Here is a 17,762-nt window from a genome sequence, read left to right on the forward strand (position 1 = left end):
TATTTTTACTCATTCAAAAAAGCCTTCTTAAAGTTACCACTAGAATCAAACATACTCTCAAATTGTCTGTAATTTATTGTTCCATTAAACTCATTAGAAAAATTTTCGCCTAATTTAATCCTCAATTTTGTTTTAAAATTTCCTTTATAAATCATTACAGAAGATACAATTATTGTTTTTGGTGGTAGAATTATACCATTTAGTCCTGTACCACACCCGTATTTGAATTGCTCTTCAATTGGTTTCCAATTTCCAATTGAATCTTTAGCTTCTAGTACAATAGGTAGCTTATTACCAGAACCAACTTTTATTGTATCTTTTTCCTTTGATTTAATAATTATTGGATAGGCATCAAAAAAACTAACATTAACATTAGTAAATGTATTTTCTTTTTTTATTTTTTGTAGTGTATCAACAGTAATTTTAATATGCGCATCATAATACCATCTATATTCTTTGTTTTCAAAATAATCTAAAACATATGGATTGGTTTTGATGTTTCTATCTTTTTTCTTCAAACTCTTATAAATAGAGTCTTCATTTTTTTCATTGGGTAAAGTTGGTGGACTTGGTGGTGGATAAAAGTCTATATTATTATAAATAGGATAAATTGTATCCATTTTATCTCCCATATATAAAATAGTATATTCTACTACCTCAAGCCAAGTTGAATTCCTTTTTATTGATTTAAAATTAGAGGTATCAATTATTGTTGGAATTTCTAAATTATTTGAATTATTCTCTTTAAAATTATTGTTTTTACAACTTAAAACAGTAGTAAAAACTACTACAAATAGCATTCTTAAAGTATCTTTCATTAAAATGTTTACTAACTTGTTTATTTACCCAATATACTAGCACTTTTCAAAATATATTAAATAATTAACTCTAAACCTTCATTATTTTTTACAACAAACTCTTTTACTACTTATTTAGGACTATGTTTAAAGCAAATAAGAAATTGCTTTACCTCACTTAGTTTTTAATTAAATTATATTTCTGATTCTCAATTAGTCTATTTAAATATTTGGAAAATAAAATCACAAATCCTATTGCTAAAAAAAAGCTACCTGAAGTCAAAAAACTAATTAGCAAATCATCTATAAAGTATCCAGGAGAAAAATATTTTTTAATAGTATATAAACCAAAAAAATCAAAGTGACTTAAAAAAAAACTTAAAATTAAAACGATAAGACTATTCCAAACAGACCATTTTCTCTTTACTGAAATCAAAATTGAAATTATAAATACAAGAATAATTGCTATTAAACTTGAAATGAAAGCTTTAGAGTTAAAATTCCACATGTCTATAATTGTTATACCGTAATCTTCAGTATTTTTTAAAACATTTTCAACACCATTTTCAGATATAAGTTTTAAAACTCTAATATTATAAATAGCAGCGTAAAATTGAAATGAAAATATGAAAAAACAGGTAGCAATAAAGTGTAAAATAATTTGTAAATAATTGATTCTTTTCATTTTAACTCGTTTTTATAAAGCATTATTGCTAACATGTTTATAGATCTGATTATATCAGACTTTTTTTAATATTCAAAAAATAATAATAAATTGCTACCAATCGTCAAAAGCATACTTTCATCTCAAGCACACACAGGGCAAAGCCTTAACTGTTAGTTACGTTATTTATATTTCATTTCATAATCAAGAAATCTCCTGATATTGGTCGCAATTCAACATTATTTAGTTTAACTACAGTCCAATTTTTTTTATCATCAGATTCATGGTCTTCTATTAATCGAAATTCAGAAGATGATGTTCTTGTAATCTGTTCAGGAATCCTAATTATATTCAAGTTTGGGTCTATTTGGTTTTCCATTCCTTTTTTTAGCCATTTTATTCCATTTTCAATATTCCTTTTTTCATTTACTAATTCTGAAGTGTTATTTACTCGAAGTTTTTCAATGATTTTGTCAGATTCCAACTTTAGAAGTTCAATTATATTTTCGTAATTAATTTCCACTATGATTTGTTTTAATGTAGACTAACATCAGTTCATCTAAAAACCTTCGTTTTATTAATTTAGATTCTATTTTAAAGTAAAAATAGCTTATTTAAGCTACACTAAAAAACTTTTTTTAAAATACCATAGTGATGAAAGTGTAATCGACAAGTATTTATAAGCTTGTCGAAAGATTCTACCACGGTTTACTTCACTTTTAGTATTGTTTTTTGTGTTCAGTGATTATAATTCATTACTTCGTCTGTTCGCTTTGCTCGGGTGTTCGTGCTTCGCACGCAACGACCCACGGAGTGAAGATGAATACCTATAAAAAACAATAAAAATTGATGAATAAACCTTAGCTGTTAGCTACAGTTTTTTAAAACAAATTTTGGGTAATGATACTTTCTATAATCCGATTGTACCTTTTCTAAAAGTTCTGCAATCTCTGAATCACTGTAAGTATCTTTACTTCCTGCACGTTCCAAATCTTTTTTTGAGCCTTCTAATAATTCCTTTTTAATCTCTGGATTTAAAAAAACGTAATCCATTAACTCATTAAAAACAGCATCGGTGTCTTTGTAATAAAAGTCAGATTCAGGGTTTTGTTTTTGCAATTCCTCAAAAGATAATATCAGATTATGATTTTGTAATAAACTTTCATAAAGTATTCTGTAATCCGCTAAAATTTTGTCAGGTTTTAATTCTTTACTTGCTGATAAATATCCACAAAAAGGGCTGGTCATTTTGATATCTACGGCTTTATAAATCCATCGTCCATAACAAGTAGCCATGCATAGATAGATTTTATTACAAGTTGTTAAATTTGCGTAGGTTAAAAATTCAGTCAGTTCAGTCCAATCGATATTTTCTCCGTTTGCTAATTCTAAACCCGCATTTTTACCTCCGTGCATTTCAAAATGAATAATAACTCCGAGTTTAAGTCCAGCTAAATTGTGCCTTATATAATTTATCGAATCAAAAAAATCAGTTCTGCTGTTTATAGAAAAAAAACGTAAAGTAAGTTTATTTTCAATGTCCGGATAATATTTGTAATGTTTTTCAAGAGTATCGTAGAAAATCTCGCTTCCAGTTTTCATATCACCTTTTGGTAGACTTTCTAAAACAAATATTGTTCCTATGTGTCCAATCATTCCTTTCAAATTGTAGCTAACGGTTGTGTGTATGGCTCGTTGCGTGCAAATTAGCAATAATTTTCGATTTAATCACAAGCCAAATTTTTAAATTTTACCATTTATTTTACTTTTTGGAAATCGTCAAATTTAAAAATTTGGCGACTTTTCAAATATGCCTTAAATTTGGTTTAAGCAACTGAATAGCAATGAGCTATACACGTTGTTAGCCTACGTTATTTTATTTCCAAATCTAATTTCTGCAATTATCATCATTGATATGAAATAAATAAGCGGAGTTAGACCAACAAGTATCCAAATCAGATGTTTTTTCCATTCAGGTTTTCTGTTAGACCACACAATTAATGGATGAATTAAAGACCAACAAAGTGAACCAAAAACCATTATTAAATTCAGATAACTACCATATTGATAAATCCAACGATATTCGGAAATTCGATATTTCTGCACATAATTCCCAATCAACATTCCAGTTAAACAAATTCCAATGATTAGGATTGCTGTCCATTTTGGATTGTATGCTAATTTTGAAACTTGCATTTTAAATCAGTCCAGCTTTTTTCATTATTCCAACTGCTTTTTCTGTTTCGTTCGTTCCGTCATTCATAGAACCTGGTAGCATAATTAATTTGCTTTTTATTTTTCCGTCATTTTGCTCAAAGTCCACTTTAAAGTAACTTCTTGTCAAAAACTTTTTCGCAGGTTTAAATTCCACATTTTTTATTTTATTCAGCTCAATTATTGGCGTTGCACTCAAATTCAGGCTTTTAATTAAGCTATACACAAGATAAATTCCAATTCCACAATAAATAGCGAATTCTATCCAGTCTTCTTTCACAATTTTTGTGTATACCACATACAATAGGACAACTGACATTATTCCATAAATTCCAAGTATTCGGTAAATGTAATTTCCAGTTGTCAATTCCGCTACATTTCCAACAATTCCATCACGAGTCAGAACAATCTTGTCAGTCAGAATGTGACAAAATCCAGTTTTGGTTTTAAATTTTTGTTCGGTTTCCATAATGTAGGCTAACGTCAGTTTGTCTTAAAACCTCCGTTTATTTTACTTTGTGTTATAAATTGAAGTAAAAATAGCGGATTTAAGCTACACTAAAAAACTTTTTTAAATGCAATTTTTATTATACATCAGCAATAGCCAAAATTCCAATCCTTGTGAAAGTTAATTTTATGGGTAAGGGAATTTATACTCAAAAGTGATGGAAAAACACGGAAAAACCAACTTAATTTTACTCCAAAAAAAAGAGGCTCACATGCCTCTTGAAATTCCTTCTAAAAACATAACGAAAACCCCATAGTGGTGGAATATAATAGGTTCCGTTCAACCACGGTTTACTTCACTTTTATTATTTGTGTTTTTGTGTTCAGTGATTATAATTCATTGTTCGTGCTTCGCACGCAACGAAACCTTAGCTGTTGTAACACGTTATTTTATTCAAATGCGTTTTCTATATTTTTCAATTCTGAATATAAAAATTCAGAGTCTTCTTTTTCCTTTTCAGCTAATTTGTAAACAACATTTTTTATGTTAGCCGAAATAATTGGATGTACTTTTCCAACAGATAAAGGTTCATCATTGTCTACAGACCAACTAAAGGCACCTGCTGATGATGATGCTACTAAAAATCCGTGCGTATAATCTCTAGTTAGAAAAGGTGAATGTGACTCCAATTGTTCGAATGTAAATTCTTTATTGTTCTTTTTAGCTAAATCTATTGCGTATAGAGCAAATAAACCTTTTCCAGAACTCCATTTTAATAAGTCCAACATTGCTTTATTTTTGTCGTCTTTGTTTACCTGTAATTCAATACTTTCAGTTTGTGATTCCTCATTCAAAGCGGGTTTTTGTTGTTGGTTTTCGAAACCCTTAAAAAAGTTTTTTTCGTCCTTATAGTCTGAGGGTGCGTATAGTTTTTTATGATGTTTTACAACTAAAAAAATAAAAGTAATTAGAATAAGTACGGGAAAACCGATTAAAAAATATATAAGTAAAATGCGTTCATTTGTATCTAAATTACTACTCGAAAATCCAAGTACTAAACAGGCAAAACCATATATTAAAGAAATAAATAAGGCTATAATTCCCAGTGGATTCTTGGTTAGTCCTTTTGCTTGTGACATAAAATCTTTCATATTTTTTCTCAAATGTGTTACAACTCGTTTATATGTATGACTTTGTCATACATATACGTCCAAAAATGGTTGTATATGTATGATAAATATCCTATTTTATTTTTTTCAAATATATCATTTTTTGTTTACAAATCATCTAAAGGACTTTTAATATGCTATAAGTTTTTTATGCTTACGTGTATCTAAATTTCTATTGTTTTGCAATCATTATCCGTTAATGGTTCTTGAATAAAACAGCAAATGAATTGAACAAATTTGATGTATAAAATGGTGTTAGTCACTGAATAAGTAGTCTATTTGATTCGATAGTTTTTTTTGTTCAGTGATTACAATTCATTACTTCGTCTGTTCGCTTTGATCGAGTGTTAGCTCTTCGGGCACAACGACCCACGAAGTGAAGATGAATACCTATAAAAAACAATAAAAATTGATGAATAAACCTTAGCTGTTACCTGTAGTTTTTTTTAATATTTTAGTATAAACTCTTCTGGTTTTTCTGGTTGTTCATTATAATCATTCCAAATATATAGATATACAGAATCATTTTTATAGTTCACTTTAATAGAGTCAATGTCTTCATAATGAAAATTTACATCATCGTGTTTTTCTTCAAAAATTCCATTTTTCTTATAAATTTGTACTCTTGGTGGAGCCATTACCCCAATAAAACTATTTTGAATTCTGATTTTATCGTCTTCGAAATATATTTTGTTAACTGGACTAAACAATTGTCCTATCAAAGAAACTACAACTATAAAACCAATCATAGGAATTAATACAAGTCCAAAAAAGACAATTGGGAAAAAACTTAAAAAGTTAAAATATTGCTTTTCAAATCTATTTAAGACACTTTTTTGAGCGAACAAATTGTAAAATATTCCACAAATTATTGCCACAATTATAATTATTCGGCTTGTCCAAATTCCTCTTAAAGTTAGACCTACAAAAGCTAAAATTATTAATATTGTAAACGTAAAATAATGTAAGTATTTAATTTTTATAGATGTAAGTTCGGAAAATCTGTAAGGATTGTTTTTCCAAAATTTCAAGGCATAACCATAGACACCTGCAAATATTAAAAAGAGAAATATTAATCCAATCATTTTTGTTTCAAAATTACAGGTAACGTCAGTTTGTCTTAAAACCTCCGTTTATTTTACTTTGTGTTATAAATTGAAGTAAAAATAGCGGATTTAAGCTATACTATAAAACTTTTTTAAATGCAATTTTTATTATACATCAGCAATAGCCAAAATCCCAATCCCTGTAAAAGTTAATTTTATGGGTAAGGGAATTTATACTCAAAAGTGATGGAAAAACACTTAAAAAACACCTTGGTTTTACTCCAAAAAAAAGAGGCTCACATGCCTCTTGAAATTCCTTCTAAAAACATAACGAAAACCCCATAGTGGTGGAATATAATAGGTTCCGTTCAACCACGGTTTACTTCACTTTTATTATTTGTGTTTTTTTGTTCAGTGATTACAATTCATTACTTCGTCTGTTCGCTTTGCTCGGGTGTTCGTGCTTCCCACACAACGACCCACGGAGTGATGGTGAATACCAATAAAAAGCAATAAAAATTGATGAATAAACCTTAGTTATTATGTAATATGTTAATAATCTACAAAGTCTGTTTCGTTTACTATTATATTCTGAAATGTTGTGTTTTCAATATTACTTGCTGGAAATATATATTCTGCTTTTTGTCTTATTCCATTATCTCTAATTCTCTTTAGAATTAAAGTTTGGGGGTTTGCTTTATCGATAAATAGTTTAATTGTTACAGGATTTGCAAAAGTATTTATTTCTCCATTGTTAAACTGATAAGTTAATAAATGAAAAGGTTCGATTGGGTATGTATTAGTCAGATTAAATTGCAAATTAACTTCACACAAATACAATTTTTTTAAAGCGTGATTAAATGAAAATTCTTTTCCAATAATTGCCATATCATTTGCATGTTGCGTCAAATTTATTCCTAATGGATCATTAATTTTTTGAACGAAGAAAGGAATAGGTCCATTTAATGGATAATTAGGAAAGTCACCAAGAAATAATCTATAAAAGTTACCATTACCACTTGTTGTAAATGTAAAATCAAAATTTCCGTTTGTGCTTAAATTTATAGTTTTTACAAATTGTTTAAATTCATAGTCATAATTTACTTGTGCAGGGCAAAAAAAACAACCACCACTTGTAGTTTCAACATATTCAGCAATTTTAATTTCCACATCGGATAAACTTTCACCATTTATACTTGTTACGTTTCCTGAAATTCTTGTTTCAATTCCTGCTGGAATTAAATTTGGTTCATCATCTTTTTCACAACTTAAGAATAAGGCAATAATTATTAATGTAAATAAAATTTTGATTTTTTTCATAATGTCTTTTTTAGCGATTTTTCAAAAAATACCACACAACAGCTAGAGTTTCATTGCGTGCGGAGCACGAACAATGAAACTCTAGCTGTTAACTGTTGTTTTTCTTTATTTCATTAAATTTTCTTTTGTATTTATGTTGTTCCAAAAATGGAAAGATTCTTTTTCCATTTATGTATTCTCCTTTAAATTTTTGATACAGTGAGTTTGAATGGTCAGTTTTTGAACTCCTTTTTGTATTTTCTAAATCAAATAAATTCGTAACTGAATTGATAAATTTTTTTCTATCTCCTTCTTCAATATTTGGAATCCAATTTTTATTATTAAGTTCAATTATTAATTCTAATAATTCTTGTTGAGTTCCTAACCATTTTAAAGGTTTTATATTATTATCTATATAGGTTGTTTTGTATTCGTTTCCAATATCTTCGATTTCAACAGTCAATAATTTTAACCGTTGCTCAATAAAGTCTATTAAAATATCGAGTGCGATATTGGAAATATCTTTAGTTAATCTAATTCCCCAAAAAATATTTATTTGCTTTGTTTCGTCCTTCAAAACACTTTTATATCTTTTTAATAAGTTCATTAGAATTATTTTTTCATCATCAATTCCGTCAAAGAAAAAATGATTTTTTGTGTTTTCAAGAACTGTTTTATACCTATAAACCAAATAGTGAATATATTCTACGAAGTAATCATAAATAATTTCATGATTTCCATTTAAATTTTTGAATTCTTGCTTTTTGAATTCAATTTCATCAATTCTTTCTCTATCAATTTTTTCTTCATAATCAGAAAGCGAATAATAATATTCGTATAATTGTATTAAATCAAGAGAAATTCCAATCTTATCAGTTGCCGTTTCAATTGTATAAGGAAAGTTCATGAAGATTTCTTGAAAATGTTGAATTATATCAGACTTTGTATTTTTAAACACAATCATTTTTCTAATAATTTCAACACCAGAATTATAGTTTTCTAATTCTTGATTAATCTTATCAAGTTTTGGCTCAAAATAATTTGAATCTGTAATCATTTTCTTTTTTTATTGCAAAGAAATATTTATTTCATGTATTTGGCAATTACTATCGAGTTACGTAATTCAAAATAACAGTTAAAGCTGAGCATATAAAACTGTAAGGGAGTTTGAAGCACTTAGCTTACAAATTTGCAATGAGCCAAATTTATGGTTTGACACAAACTTAAACTTTAAACAACCCATCAAATTGTAGATTTGACGGAGCTAACTAGTTGTATTAAATCACTGCTGCCTCTATGTTTTATTATGCATTGTTGCGCGTTCGTTCTTCTTTCCTAAAACTTCTAGATTTTATTTTTGGAGTTCTATAAGGTCAATCGCCTTTTTTAACTCTTCCTGTAATTCATCGTATCCAATTACACGTCCAATGCTTGTCAATTCAAGAAAATGCATTCTTAAATTTTGATACAACGTTTCTTTTATTTGATTCTTCAACTGGCTAATTTCTTTAGTTTGCTCCATGTCATCCAGTTGTTTATATAATTTTAAAATATCAGTATTCATCATAATTATAATTTTTAACGGTGTTGTTAATGTTATTCAAAAATATATTTTTTCTTTGATTAAATTCCAATTAACTTCTATCATTTTTTTTTTGTACAATATTGGCAACTACTTTTTATCATTTCCAATTTGAACAGGCATAATCTGTATTTCCAGTACCTATTGGTAGTCTCCACTTTTTAAATTATGCAAATGAACAATCACCGTCACCGAAATTCATTCTAACATTAGTAAAATCTGTTATCTTATATTCTTTTGATATTATTGATTGTTTGACTTTTTTTGTTTTATAAAGAAATATGCTTGACTTTTTAAAATTTTCACAAATAGCATCATCATAACAAATAATTTCTCTAGTATTTTGATACATTGCCTGTAATTTGATGATATTTGAAACATCAATTGTATTTTTTGAATTATCAAAATATGAAAAAAGTACTTTACAAACATAGTTTCTTTTTTGAAGTACTATAAAACCAATACATTCATTTTTGTTGCTTATTTTCATTAATGAAAATTCAAATTCTGTATCATAAATTGAAAATTCATATTTATCCTTATTAGTTAATTCTAATAAAGGTGCTTTTTGAACCCAATTGTAGGCTTTTAACCATTCAAAAAAATTATTATCCTTGATTGATATATCATTTTTATTAAAAGTATTAATAAGATTTTGAGTTTCAGAATCTAAATGATTTAAATATTCAATCGTTAAGTGTTTTGTTCTACTTAACAATATCGCTTTTTGAATATATAATTTCAAATTTACCATTGAATTTATAACTCCATCTATAGTGTTTAATAGCCTTTTTAAAAAAATTGATTTTGGAAATAGCGTTGGAATTACAAATTGTAAATTACTTCTAAGTACTGCTTTTATACCTATATTTTCTTTTAATGTTGTAAAATAGCCAGACTTATCATATACTCTTCTTGCACTTGGCGTAAATTGCGAAATTCCAATTTTACCTTGATTTTCAACATACATTGTATTTAGAATTTCACGTCCAATTCCTGTTCCTTTAGTCTTTGGGTGTACCCACCAAGTTGATAACCATCCAATTTTTTTAGACTGATTATTAATATTTATTTTGTCAATATATAACCCCATATAACCTACTAATTCATTATTTAAGTAAGCTAATAATAAAACTATATCATTTTCTTCAATTATTGGATTTTTATAGTGTGCTAATAATCTATGTTTACTAATTGTTAAAAACGAAAAATTCCAAAACTCATTATCTAGTAATAGTTTTGGAACATCTTTTTTAAATACTTTTTTTATTTCTATCATTTTCTTTTGATATTATACTTACCTATTAATTTATTGAAATACTTGTATAAATTTTCAGTTACAATTTGCTTTGCAGTTGTTCTTTGAGGGTTCTCTAATGAAAAACGTTGAATGATTCGATTATCTATATCTTTCTTTAATCCCGAATTTCCAAATAGTTTAATCTTGTCATCATATTCAAACAATTCATTCATTAATTTTTTCGAAATAGATTTATCAGAAAATGGAAAAGCAAAAAATGAATAATTAACATTGAAATTTTCTTTAAGCCAGTCAATAGAATCAATTATTTCTTTTTTCTGTTCTTCATGTGAAAGTTGATTTAATGGAGGATGCGTCATGGTATGCCCTCCAAAGAAGAAACCATCATTAATCATTTCTTGAATTTGTGCTTTTGTAATATATAGTTTGTGCTCTTGTAAATATGCTTTAATATCAATTTTTAGGAACTCTAAAACATCATTTATCTTTTCTCTTTCAGAAAACTTAATATTAATAATTTTTTGTTTAAACTCCTCAATAGAATTATATTCTATAGATAAAATTTGACTTATTTTGTCTAACGTTGATTTTTCGAAATTAATTCTCTTAAGGTCTGATAGTATCACACTAATATAATGCTTATATAATCCTTCATTATTATCAACAAAGTTGGGGTTTATAAAAAAAATTGCTTTTAGGTTATGCTTTTTTAGAATTGGATAAATAACGGTATAAACTTCTTGTAACCCATCATCAAAAGTAAGTAAGAAATTATTTTTTAACTCACCGTTATCTAATAGATCTTGAGGATTAATTGACTTATAATGTTTTGTTAATAAATCTATATCATTTAAAAATTGTTTGCAGTTTTTAAACTGATATAAATTTTCAATATGTGCTACTTGATCATCTCTTACTATATGATAATAAGGAAATATTGTTTGATTTTTAAAAATATTTAAAAATCTTTTATTAGCCGTTTTGTATAAAGCGTTTTTAACAATTCCCATAGTTTTTTAATTAAAAACTCTGATGCTAGCACCAGAGTTTTTATTATTAAGATGTAAAAATATAGATTTTATTCTAGTTATTTATTTTTTTTAAAGGTTAAAGCATATTTTTTTAGCCTTATTTTTAAAAAATAGAAAAACTAATTTTTCATAATTTTTCTTTATAATCTTTACCTGATTGTGTTTTAATCATAAAATACTGAAAGTCGGCTTATACAAAATACCTTTTACTTTGTTTATTATAAAAGTAAAAATAGCGGATTTAAGCTATACTAAAAAACTTTTTTAAATGCAATTTTATTATACATCAGCAATAGCCAAAATTCCAATCCTTGTGAAAGTTAATTTTATGGGTAAGGGAATTTATACTCAAAAGTGATGGAAAAACACGGAAAAACCAACTTAATTTTACTCCAAAAAAAAGAGGCTCACATGCCTCTTGAAATTCCTTCTAAAAACATAACGAAAACCCCATAGTGGTGGAATATAATAGGTTCCGTTCAACCACGGTTTACTTCACTTTTATTATTTGTGTTTTTGTGTTCAGTGATTATAATTCATTACTTCGTCTGTTCGTTTTACTCGGGTGTTCGTGCTTCGCACGCAACGACCCACGAAGTGAAGATGAATACCTATAAAAAAGCAATAAAAATTGATGAATAAACATTAGCTGTTATGCATAGTTTTTTCTAAATAATCTTTTGCGTCTCTTAAGTTAAGTTCTGTTTCATAAAAATCAGAGCCTCCTTTTCTGTCTGAATTAAAGACTGGTTCGTCCATATTGCCTAGAGATATTAATATTTGATAAACAGCTTGTAGGTCATTAAGTTTTATTTCTTCAGTAAGCCATTTACGGAAGTTCGGGATTAAGTTTCTATTATAACGCTTACCAAGTGACCAATACGCACTAATCTTTTCGGAAGAGTTTATGTAAGTTCCATTATTTATACCATCAACAACAATTTTTTCTAAAGCATTTGGATCAAGATCTCCAATTCCAGATTCTTTTATTATTTCGTTCTCATATTCACTCTTTATATTTCCATTTTCTCTTTCAAAAATATAAGTTAGAGCTTCAAATTGGTCTTGATTTAATTTCATTTTTTAAAATTATGCATAACGCCAGTTTGTCTTAAAACCTCCGTTTATTTTACTTTGTGTTATAAATTGAAGTAAAAATAGCGGATTTAAGCTATACTATAAAACTTTTTTAAATGCAATTTTTATTATACATCAGCAATAGCCAAAATCCCAATCCCTGTAAAAGTTAATTTTATGGGTAAGGGAATTTATACTCAAAAGTGATGGAAAAACACTTAAAAAACACCTTGGTTTTACTCCAAAAAAAAGAGGCTCACATGCCTCTTGAAATTCCTTCTAAAAACATAACGAAAACCCCATAGTGGTGGAATATAATAGGTTCCGTTCAACCACGGTTTCATTGTTCGTGCTTCGCACGCAACGACCCACGGAGTGAAGATGAATACCTATAAAAAAACAATAAAAATTGATGAATAAACCTTAGCTGTTAGCTGATGCCGTTATTTTTTTTGCGATTTGTCAATTTTCGGCTAGTTATTTCTAACATAAATATTTTAATATCTTCTATATCTTCTTCAATAAGTTCAAACCATTCACCTCTTTTCCTTTTTAGTTTGTATTTTTGATGTAGTAATCTTTCAATTTCAGCAGGTGCAATCCATTTCTCAATTAAAATAATATCCGGTTCTTGAGCTTGTAAAGTTTTTTCTCTGTGTTCGGGTTTTATACTTCTACCAATTTTATAATAATTATTTGACTTATTATGCATTATATATACATAATTTTCTAAATCTTTTTCCTTGGGTTTGGTATTCTTGTCAAGTTTTTCTGTTTCTTGTTTTTTTGCAAACGGAACATATAACGGCAATTTGTTACCTTTTACAATTAAACTAGCTTTTGAATCTTTAACTAAATCTTTTATTTCATCGCCAAAAGTCAAATAATCTTTTCTTTCAAATATTGTTCTTTGTTGGTCTTGAAAAGCATTAAAAACTCCCATTGTTTCTTCTTCATTTTTATTAAACTTTGTTCCAATAAAATTAGCAAATAGATTTGTTAACTCGTTTCTGTTTTTTTTAAGAGGTTGAAGTTGAATCAAGTATCCTTCAAGTTTCCGATTAGATTTAGTTACATAAATGAGATAGTAGCCAAAGTTAGCTTTATCATCGTTCCAAACAATTGTAGAAAATGATTCATTGTGTAAATCTACAACAACATTAAAAACTCCATTATCATTTTTTGATAAATCAAGAATGTCTTTTTCAGACATTTCCATTAACAATTTTTCAAGAGTTTTTGTCAGAGAATTAAGTTTTGATTTAAGCATTTTCTTCTTTTTTGCAGTTTTTTCAGACGGTTTCAGCTAACTCGTTTATATGTATTACTTTGTCATACATATACGTCCAAAAATGGTTGTATAAGTATGATAAATGTCCTATTTTATTTTTTTCAAATATATCATTTTTTGTTTACTAATCATCTAAAGGACTTTTAATATGCTATAAGTTTTTTGTGCTTACGTGTATCTAAATTTCTATTGTTTTGTTATTATTATTCGTTAATGGTTCTTGAATAAAACAGCAAATGAATTGAACGAATTTGATGTGTAAAATGGTGTTAGTTACTGAATAAGTAGTCTATTTGATTCGATAGTTTTTTTACTCACAATGAGCACATAATAAATAGTAGGTACTTATAGATCCTCCAACTTTTCTACTTTTAAAGTATTCCCGTTCTAAATTTATTTTTGTTTCAAAATCATAACATTTTAATTCTTTATTATTACATATTGAAAATATATAATATGGCATTTTACAGCAAGTCCAATTAGTGTTAGGTTCAATTTTTACAATATTATTTTTTATTAGTAATTCAATTTCTTTTTGATTTTTTTTATTTGTTAGTGGTTTATTGTAATCATAAAAAAACACATCTAAACCATTAATTTTTTTATAATAATAATCATGCTTTATGCGAAATGGAATGCACGATTCGGTTAAAAAGAAAATTTTACCTGATTTTCCAATTTCTTGGGAGCATATCAAAAGCTTACTATTATTATTTTTAAGTTTGGTAATTGTATCGCATATTGCTTTAGAATTACTAACAAATATTGAAAGCGATTCTAAACTTGTACTCGCAATTATTTCTTCTTCATCTGAATTAATACACGAGTAGAAAAAAAATATCGCGAAAAACACTAAACAATTTGCGATTCTTAATTTATACATATTTTTAGGTTAAATTACTGATAAATCATAAATGTACACAACTACAAGAGTTTAAATACATTGAAGACGTTGATTTTTAATAAATATTTCCAAATATATCAATAACATATTCATAACTACAAAAAATGCCAACCTTTCGGCTGGCATGACTATTATTCCATTGGTGGAATGGGTGTTTCGGGTGTGTTCTTTGTTGTTGCTTTTCTTTTGGCTAACAGATCGGAATAGTATTTTCGCACTGTGTTTATGAGGTCTAGTGCTTTGTTGAACTCGTCTGTGTTTTTACTTTTCGACATGCTGAGTACATAATCTGCCAAATCGGAATAGGTGGTTTTTAAATTGTTTCTTAATTTTTTCACATCGAATACTTCTTTCGATGCTACTTCTTGGGTGCGACCCGCAAAGAGGTTTTTGAATTCATTATTACGTGTGGCTAGTCGGTTTACATAGCTCGTCATGTTTAACAGTGCAACACTAGCAAGGTATTTGCCTTCGTTTAAATCGTTCAAAAGGTTGTCGATACCGTTGCTTTCTTCTTCAAAATTCCAAGATTGAATGCCTCTGTAGGTTTTTAATAGGGTGTTTAAACTTTTGTAGGCAAGTACTTCTTCTTCGTTTTCCGAGAGTTCGAATACTCTTAGATACCGATTGAGGGCGGTAACAGCTTTGTCTCGAAGTTGATCAGCTTGAACAATTTTTTCTGTTTCATCGCTTTTTTGAACCTGTATCATGGCTCTGTCATAGTTGTTGCTGTTGGTTGCTAATTGTGCGAGGTAGTTTGTAAAACCTTCATCGGTAGCATTGTTTAACGTAGTAATGCCGTTTAGTACGCTTTTTGCATGTTGTCCAAACTCAAGATTACTTAATCTTGCGATGTTTAGAGATTGTAACTCTTTCATGTTGTATTGTTTATAATTGATAGGTACGAAAATACTTATTTTAATAAACAAATTGGGAAAAATTTTACATTTTAGATTAAAAACAACATTTACAACATGAAAAACGTTTTTTTTACATTCAATACCAAGTTTCCTCTTGCATTAAAAGAATATTTTTCACCTCAGATACCGAGTATTTAGCATCAAAAGATTACTTTTCTTCTCAGATACTGAGTATTTAGCATCAAAAGATTACTTTTCTTCTCAGATACTGAGTATTTAGCATCAAAAGATTACTTTTCTTCTCAGATACTGAGTATCTAGTACCAAAAGTTTACTTTTCTCCTCAGATACCGAGTATTTAGCATCAAAAGATTACTTTTCTTCTCAGATACTGAGTATTTAGCACTAAAAAATTGCTTTTCACCTCAGCTACTGTGCATTTAGACACATTATTACTTTGAAAACGGTTATTTGTTTTTGGGGTTGCGTGAAGGATGGTAGCGGCATCCTTTTATGTAGCGCTAGCGGAATAAAAGATAGAGCGGACAGCCTGACCTTGAGGAGGAACGACGATGGGGCACGCCCAAATGAAAAGTCCGACTTGCTTGCACAAATCGGACTTTATGGTTTTGTTTAATGTTGCAAATTTTACATGCACACCAAACGTTTATTTTCTTACAGGTGAATTACTTCTCCGTATGCATCTGCAACAGCTTCCATCACTGCTTCACTCATGGTTGGGTGTGGGTGCACTGCTTTCAAGATTTCGTGCCCTGTTGTTTCTAGTTTGCGCGCTACAACTGCTTCTGCAATCATATCGGTTACTCCTGCTCCAATCATGTGGCAACCTAACCATTCTCCATATTTTGCATCGAAGATTACTTTCACGAATCCGTCTGGCGTTCCTGCTGCTTTTGCTTTTCCTGATGCTGAGAAAGGAAATTTACCTACTTTTATTTCGTATCCTTTTTCTAAGGCTGCTTTTTCTGTTAAACCTACAGATGCGATTTCTGGTGTAGCATAGGTACATCCAGGAATGTTTCCATAGTCTAAGGCCTCCACATGCATTCCTGCAATTTTTTCTACACATAGAATTCCTTCTGCAGATGCTACGTGTGCCAATGCTTGCCCTGGAGTAACATCTCCAATTGCATAATATCCTGGAACGTTTGTTTGGTAGAAATCGTTTACTAGGATTTTATCTCTATCTGTAGCAATACCTACTTCTTCTAGCCCGATGTTTTCGATATTGGTTTTAATTCCAACAGCAGAAAGTACGATGTCTGCTTCTAGAATTTCTTCTCCTTTTGCTGTTTTAACAGTTGCTTTTACTCCTTCTCCTGTAGTATCTACTTTTTCTACCGAAGCATTGGTCATGATTTTAATACCTGCTTTTTTCAAAGAACGCTCAAACTGTTTTGAGATGTCGATGTCTTCTACTGGTACTATATTTGGCATGAATTCTACAATAGTTACATCTGTACCCATTGCATTATAAAAATGTGCAAACTCTACTCCAATGGCTCCAGAACCCACAACGATCATTTTCTTTGGTTGTTCTGCTAATGTCATTGCTTGGCGGTAACCAATTACTTTTTTACCATCTTGTGGCAAGTTTGGTAGCTCACGAGAACGTGCTCCTGTTGCAATAATAATATTGTCTGCTGTGTATTCTGTTACTTTTCCATCGGCAGCTGTTACGGCTACTTTTTTTCCTGGTAGTACTTTTCCAAAACCGTCAATTACATCGATTTTGTTTTTCTTCATTAAGAATTGTACTCCTTTGCTCATTCCGTCTGCTACGCTTCTTGAACGTGCTACAACTGCAGAAAAATCTTTATCTACGTTATCTACTTTTAATCCGTAATCTGAAGCGTGCTTAAGGTAATCGAAAACTTGTGCCGATTTTAACAAGGCTTTAGTTGGAATACACCCCCAATTTAAACAAATTCCTCCTAAGTTTTCTTTTTCAACAACGGCTACTTTAAAACCTAATTGTGATGCTCTAATAGCTGTTACATATCCTCCAGGACCACTTCCTAAAACTACAATATCGTATTTCATTTCGTTATTTTTTATCTTTAATGAGTATGAGTTTGCGAATTTAAGGAAATTTTTT

Annotated in this window: 18 protein-coding genes; 1 reads left to right on the forward strand and 17 read right to left on the reverse strand. The window is 28.8% G+C overall.

Going from position 1 to position 17,762, the window contains the following annotated elements:
• Nucleotides 1-5 precede the first annotated feature (5 nt).
• The 15 genes from ACZ49Z_RS00115 to ACZ49Z_RS00185 all read right to left on the reverse strand — a co-directional run bounded on the left by ACZ49Z_RS00115 (nt 6) and on the right by ACZ49Z_RS00185 (nt 13,858).
• Complete coding sequence (locus ACZ49Z_RS00115) at nt 6-818, reverse strand: hypothetical protein (RefSeq protein WP_464306178.1); 813 nt, start codon at nt 816-818, stop codon at nt 6-8.
• 157 nt (nt 819-975) lie between these two features.
• The gene (locus ACZ49Z_RS00120) at nt 976-1,482 is read right to left on the reverse strand and encodes a hypothetical protein (RefSeq protein WP_464306179.1); all 507 of its coding nucleotides are present in this window, start codon (nt 1,480-1,482) and stop codon (nt 976-978) included.
• A gap of 172 nt (nt 1,483-1,654) precedes the next feature.
• Nucleotides 1,655-1,984 carry a hypothetical protein gene (locus ACZ49Z_RS00125; RefSeq protein ID WP_464306180.1) on the reverse strand — a complete coding sequence of 110 codons (330 nt, stop codon included), beginning with the start codon at nt 1,982-1,984 and terminating at the stop codon, nt 1,655-1,657.
• 344 nt (nt 1,985-2,328) lie between these two features.
• Nucleotides 2,329-3,117: a hypothetical protein gene (locus tag ACZ49Z_RS00130; RefSeq protein ID WP_464306181.1), complete on the reverse strand. Its 789-nt coding sequence runs from the start codon at nt 3,115-3,117 to the stop codon at nt 2,329-2,331.
• 210 nt (nt 3,118-3,327) lie between these two features.
• Nucleotides 3,328-3,657: a hypothetical protein gene (locus tag ACZ49Z_RS00135; protein WP_464306182.1), complete on the reverse strand. Its 330-nt coding sequence runs from the start codon at nt 3,655-3,657 to the stop codon at nt 3,328-3,330.
• 1 nt (nt 3,658) lies between these two features.
• Nucleotides 3,659-4,144, reverse strand: a complete 486-nt coding sequence (locus ACZ49Z_RS00140; protein WP_464306183.1) for a phosphoribosylaminoimidazolesuccinocarboxamide synthase — start codon at nt 4,142-4,144, stop codon at nt 3,659-3,661.
• 428 nt (nt 4,145-4,572) lie between these two features.
• Nucleotides 4,573-5,274 carry a hypothetical protein gene (locus ACZ49Z_RS00145; protein ID WP_464306184.1) on the reverse strand — a complete coding sequence of 234 codons (702 nt, stop codon included), beginning with the start codon at nt 5,272-5,274 and terminating at the stop codon, nt 4,573-4,575.
• A 464-nt stretch (nt 5,275-5,738) separates the two neighbouring features.
• Nucleotides 5,739-6,377, reverse strand: coding sequence for a hypothetical protein (locus ACZ49Z_RS00150; RefSeq protein WP_464306185.1), 639 nt, complete (start codon nt 6,375-6,377; stop codon nt 5,739-5,741).
• Nucleotides 6,378-6,890: 513 nt separating this feature from the next.
• Nucleotides 6,891-7,658, reverse strand: a complete 768-nt coding sequence (locus ACZ49Z_RS00155) for a hypothetical protein (RefSeq protein ID WP_464306186.1) — start codon at nt 7,656-7,658, stop codon at nt 6,891-6,893.
• Nucleotides 7,659-7,746: 88 nt separating this feature from the next.
• Complete coding sequence (locus ACZ49Z_RS00160) at nt 7,747-8,694, reverse strand: hypothetical protein (protein ID WP_464306187.1); 948 nt, start codon at nt 8,692-8,694, stop codon at nt 7,747-7,749.
• Nucleotides 8,695-8,988: 294 nt separating this feature from the next.
• Nucleotides 8,989-9,204 carry a hypothetical protein gene (locus ACZ49Z_RS00165; protein ID WP_464306188.1) on the reverse strand — a complete coding sequence of 72 codons (216 nt, stop codon included), beginning with the start codon at nt 9,202-9,204 and terminating at the stop codon, nt 8,989-8,991.
• Nucleotides 9,205-9,385: 181 nt separating this feature from the next.
• Nucleotides 9,386-10,498 (reverse strand): GNAT family N-acetyltransferase, encoded by a 1,113-nt coding sequence (locus ACZ49Z_RS00170; protein ID WP_464306189.1) that lies wholly within the window; start codon nt 10,496-10,498, stop codon nt 9,386-9,388.
• On the reverse strand, nt 10,495-11,490 hold the full coding sequence (locus ACZ49Z_RS00175; protein WP_464306190.1) for a polysaccharide deacetylase family protein: 996 nt from the start codon (nt 11,488-11,490) through the stop codon (nt 10,495-10,497). Before ACZ49Z_RS00175 ends, ACZ49Z_RS00170 begins: the two co-directional genes overlap by 4 nt.
• 666 nt (nt 11,491-12,156) lie before the next feature.
• Entirely contained in the window at nt 12,157-12,591 is a 435-nt protein-coding gene (locus tag ACZ49Z_RS00180) for a hypothetical protein (protein ID WP_464306191.1), read from the reverse strand.
• A 427-nt stretch (nt 12,592-13,018) separates the two neighbouring features.
• Nucleotides 13,019-13,858: a GIY-YIG nuclease family protein gene (locus ACZ49Z_RS00185; RefSeq protein WP_464306192.1), complete on the reverse strand. Its 840-nt coding sequence runs from the start codon at nt 13,856-13,858 to the stop codon at nt 13,019-13,021.
• 644 nt (nt 13,859-14,502) lie between these two features.
• Here ACZ49Z_RS00185 and ACZ49Z_RS00190 point away from each other — a divergent pair.
• The gene (locus ACZ49Z_RS00190) at nt 14,503-14,709 is read left to right on the forward strand and encodes a hypothetical protein (protein ID WP_464306193.1); all 207 of its coding nucleotides are present in this window, start codon (nt 14,503-14,505) and stop codon (nt 14,707-14,709) included.
• A 205-nt stretch (nt 14,710-14,914) separates the two neighbouring features.
• On the opposite strand, the gene ACZ49Z_RS00195 is transcribed toward ACZ49Z_RS00190, so the two are convergent.
• Both ACZ49Z_RS00195 and lpdA read right to left on the reverse strand, forming a co-directional pair.
• The gene (locus tag ACZ49Z_RS00195; RefSeq protein ID WP_464306194.1) at nt 14,915-15,661 is read right to left on the reverse strand and encodes a DUF6261 family protein; all 747 of its coding nucleotides are present in this window, start codon (nt 15,659-15,661) and stop codon (nt 14,915-14,917) included.
• Nucleotides 15,662-16,318: 657 nt separating this feature from the next.
• Nucleotides 16,319-17,707 carry a dihydrolipoyl dehydrogenase gene (gene lpdA, locus ACZ49Z_RS00200; protein WP_464306195.1) on the reverse strand — a complete coding sequence of 463 codons (1,389 nt, stop codon included), beginning with the start codon at nt 17,705-17,707 and terminating at the stop codon, nt 16,319-16,321.
• Nucleotides 17,708-17,762 lie beyond the last annotated feature (55 nt).

The organism is Flavobacterium sp. KY-23415 (assembly GCF_055384985.1).

Coding starts and splice junctions, on each gene's coding strand:
- ACZ49Z_RS00115 (WP_464306178.1), bottom strand. CDS start 818: ATGAAAGATACTTTAAGAATGCTATTTGTAGTAGTTTTTACTACTGTT.
- ACZ49Z_RS00120 (WP_464306179.1), bottom strand. CDS start 1,482: ATGAAAAGAATCAATTATTTACAAATTATTTTACACTTTATTGCTACC.
- ACZ49Z_RS00130 (WP_464306181.1), bottom strand. CDS start 3,117: ATGATTGGACACATAGGAACAATATTTGTTTTAGAAAGTCTACCAAAA.
- ACZ49Z_RS00135 (WP_464306182.1), bottom strand. CDS start 3,657: ATGCAAGTTTCAAAATTAGCATACAATCCAAAATGGACAGCAATCCTA.
- ACZ49Z_RS00140 (WP_464306183.1), bottom strand. CDS start 4,144: ATGGAAACCGAACAAAAATTTAAAACCAAAACTGGATTTTGTCACATT.
- ACZ49Z_RS00145 (WP_464306184.1), bottom strand. CDS start 5,274: ATGAAAGATTTTATGTCACAAGCAAAAGGACTAACCAAGAATCCACTG.
- ACZ49Z_RS00150 (WP_464306185.1), bottom strand. CDS start 6,377: ATGATTGGATTAATATTTCTCTTTTTAATATTTGCAGGTGTCTATGGT.
- ACZ49Z_RS00155 (WP_464306186.1), bottom strand. CDS start 7,658: ATGAAAAAAATCAAAATTTTATTTACATTAATAATTATTGCCTTATTC.
- ACZ49Z_RS00160 (WP_464306187.1), bottom strand. CDS start 8,694: ATGATTACAGATTCAAATTATTTTGAGCCAAAACTTGATAAGATTAAT.
- ACZ49Z_RS00165 (WP_464306188.1), bottom strand. CDS start 9,204: ATGATGAATACTGATATTTTAAAATTATATAAACAACTGGATGACATG.
- ACZ49Z_RS00170 (WP_464306189.1), bottom strand. CDS start 10,498: ATGATAGAAATAAAAAAAGTATTTAAAAAAGATGTTCCAAAACTATTA.
- ACZ49Z_RS00175 (WP_464306190.1), bottom strand. CDS start 11,490: ATGGGAATTGTTAAAAACGCTTTATACAAAACGGCTAATAAAAGATTT.
- ACZ49Z_RS00180 (WP_464306191.1), bottom strand. CDS start 12,591: ATGAAATTAAATCAAGACCAATTTGAAGCTCTAACTTATATTTTTGAA.
- ACZ49Z_RS00185 (WP_464306192.1), bottom strand. CDS start 13,858: ATGCTTAAATCAAAACTTAATTCTCTGACAAAAACTCTTGAAAAATTG.
- ACZ49Z_RS00190 (WP_464306193.1), top strand. CDS start 14,503: ATGCGAAATGGAATGCACGATTCGGTTAAAAAGAAAATTTTACCTGAT.
- ACZ49Z_RS00195 (WP_464306194.1), bottom strand. CDS start 15,661: ATGAAAGAGTTACAATCTCTAAACATCGCAAGATTAAGTAATCTTGAG.
- lpdA (WP_464306195.1), bottom strand. CDS start 17,707: ATGAAATACGATATTGTAGTTTTAGGAAGTGGTCCTGGAGGATATGTA.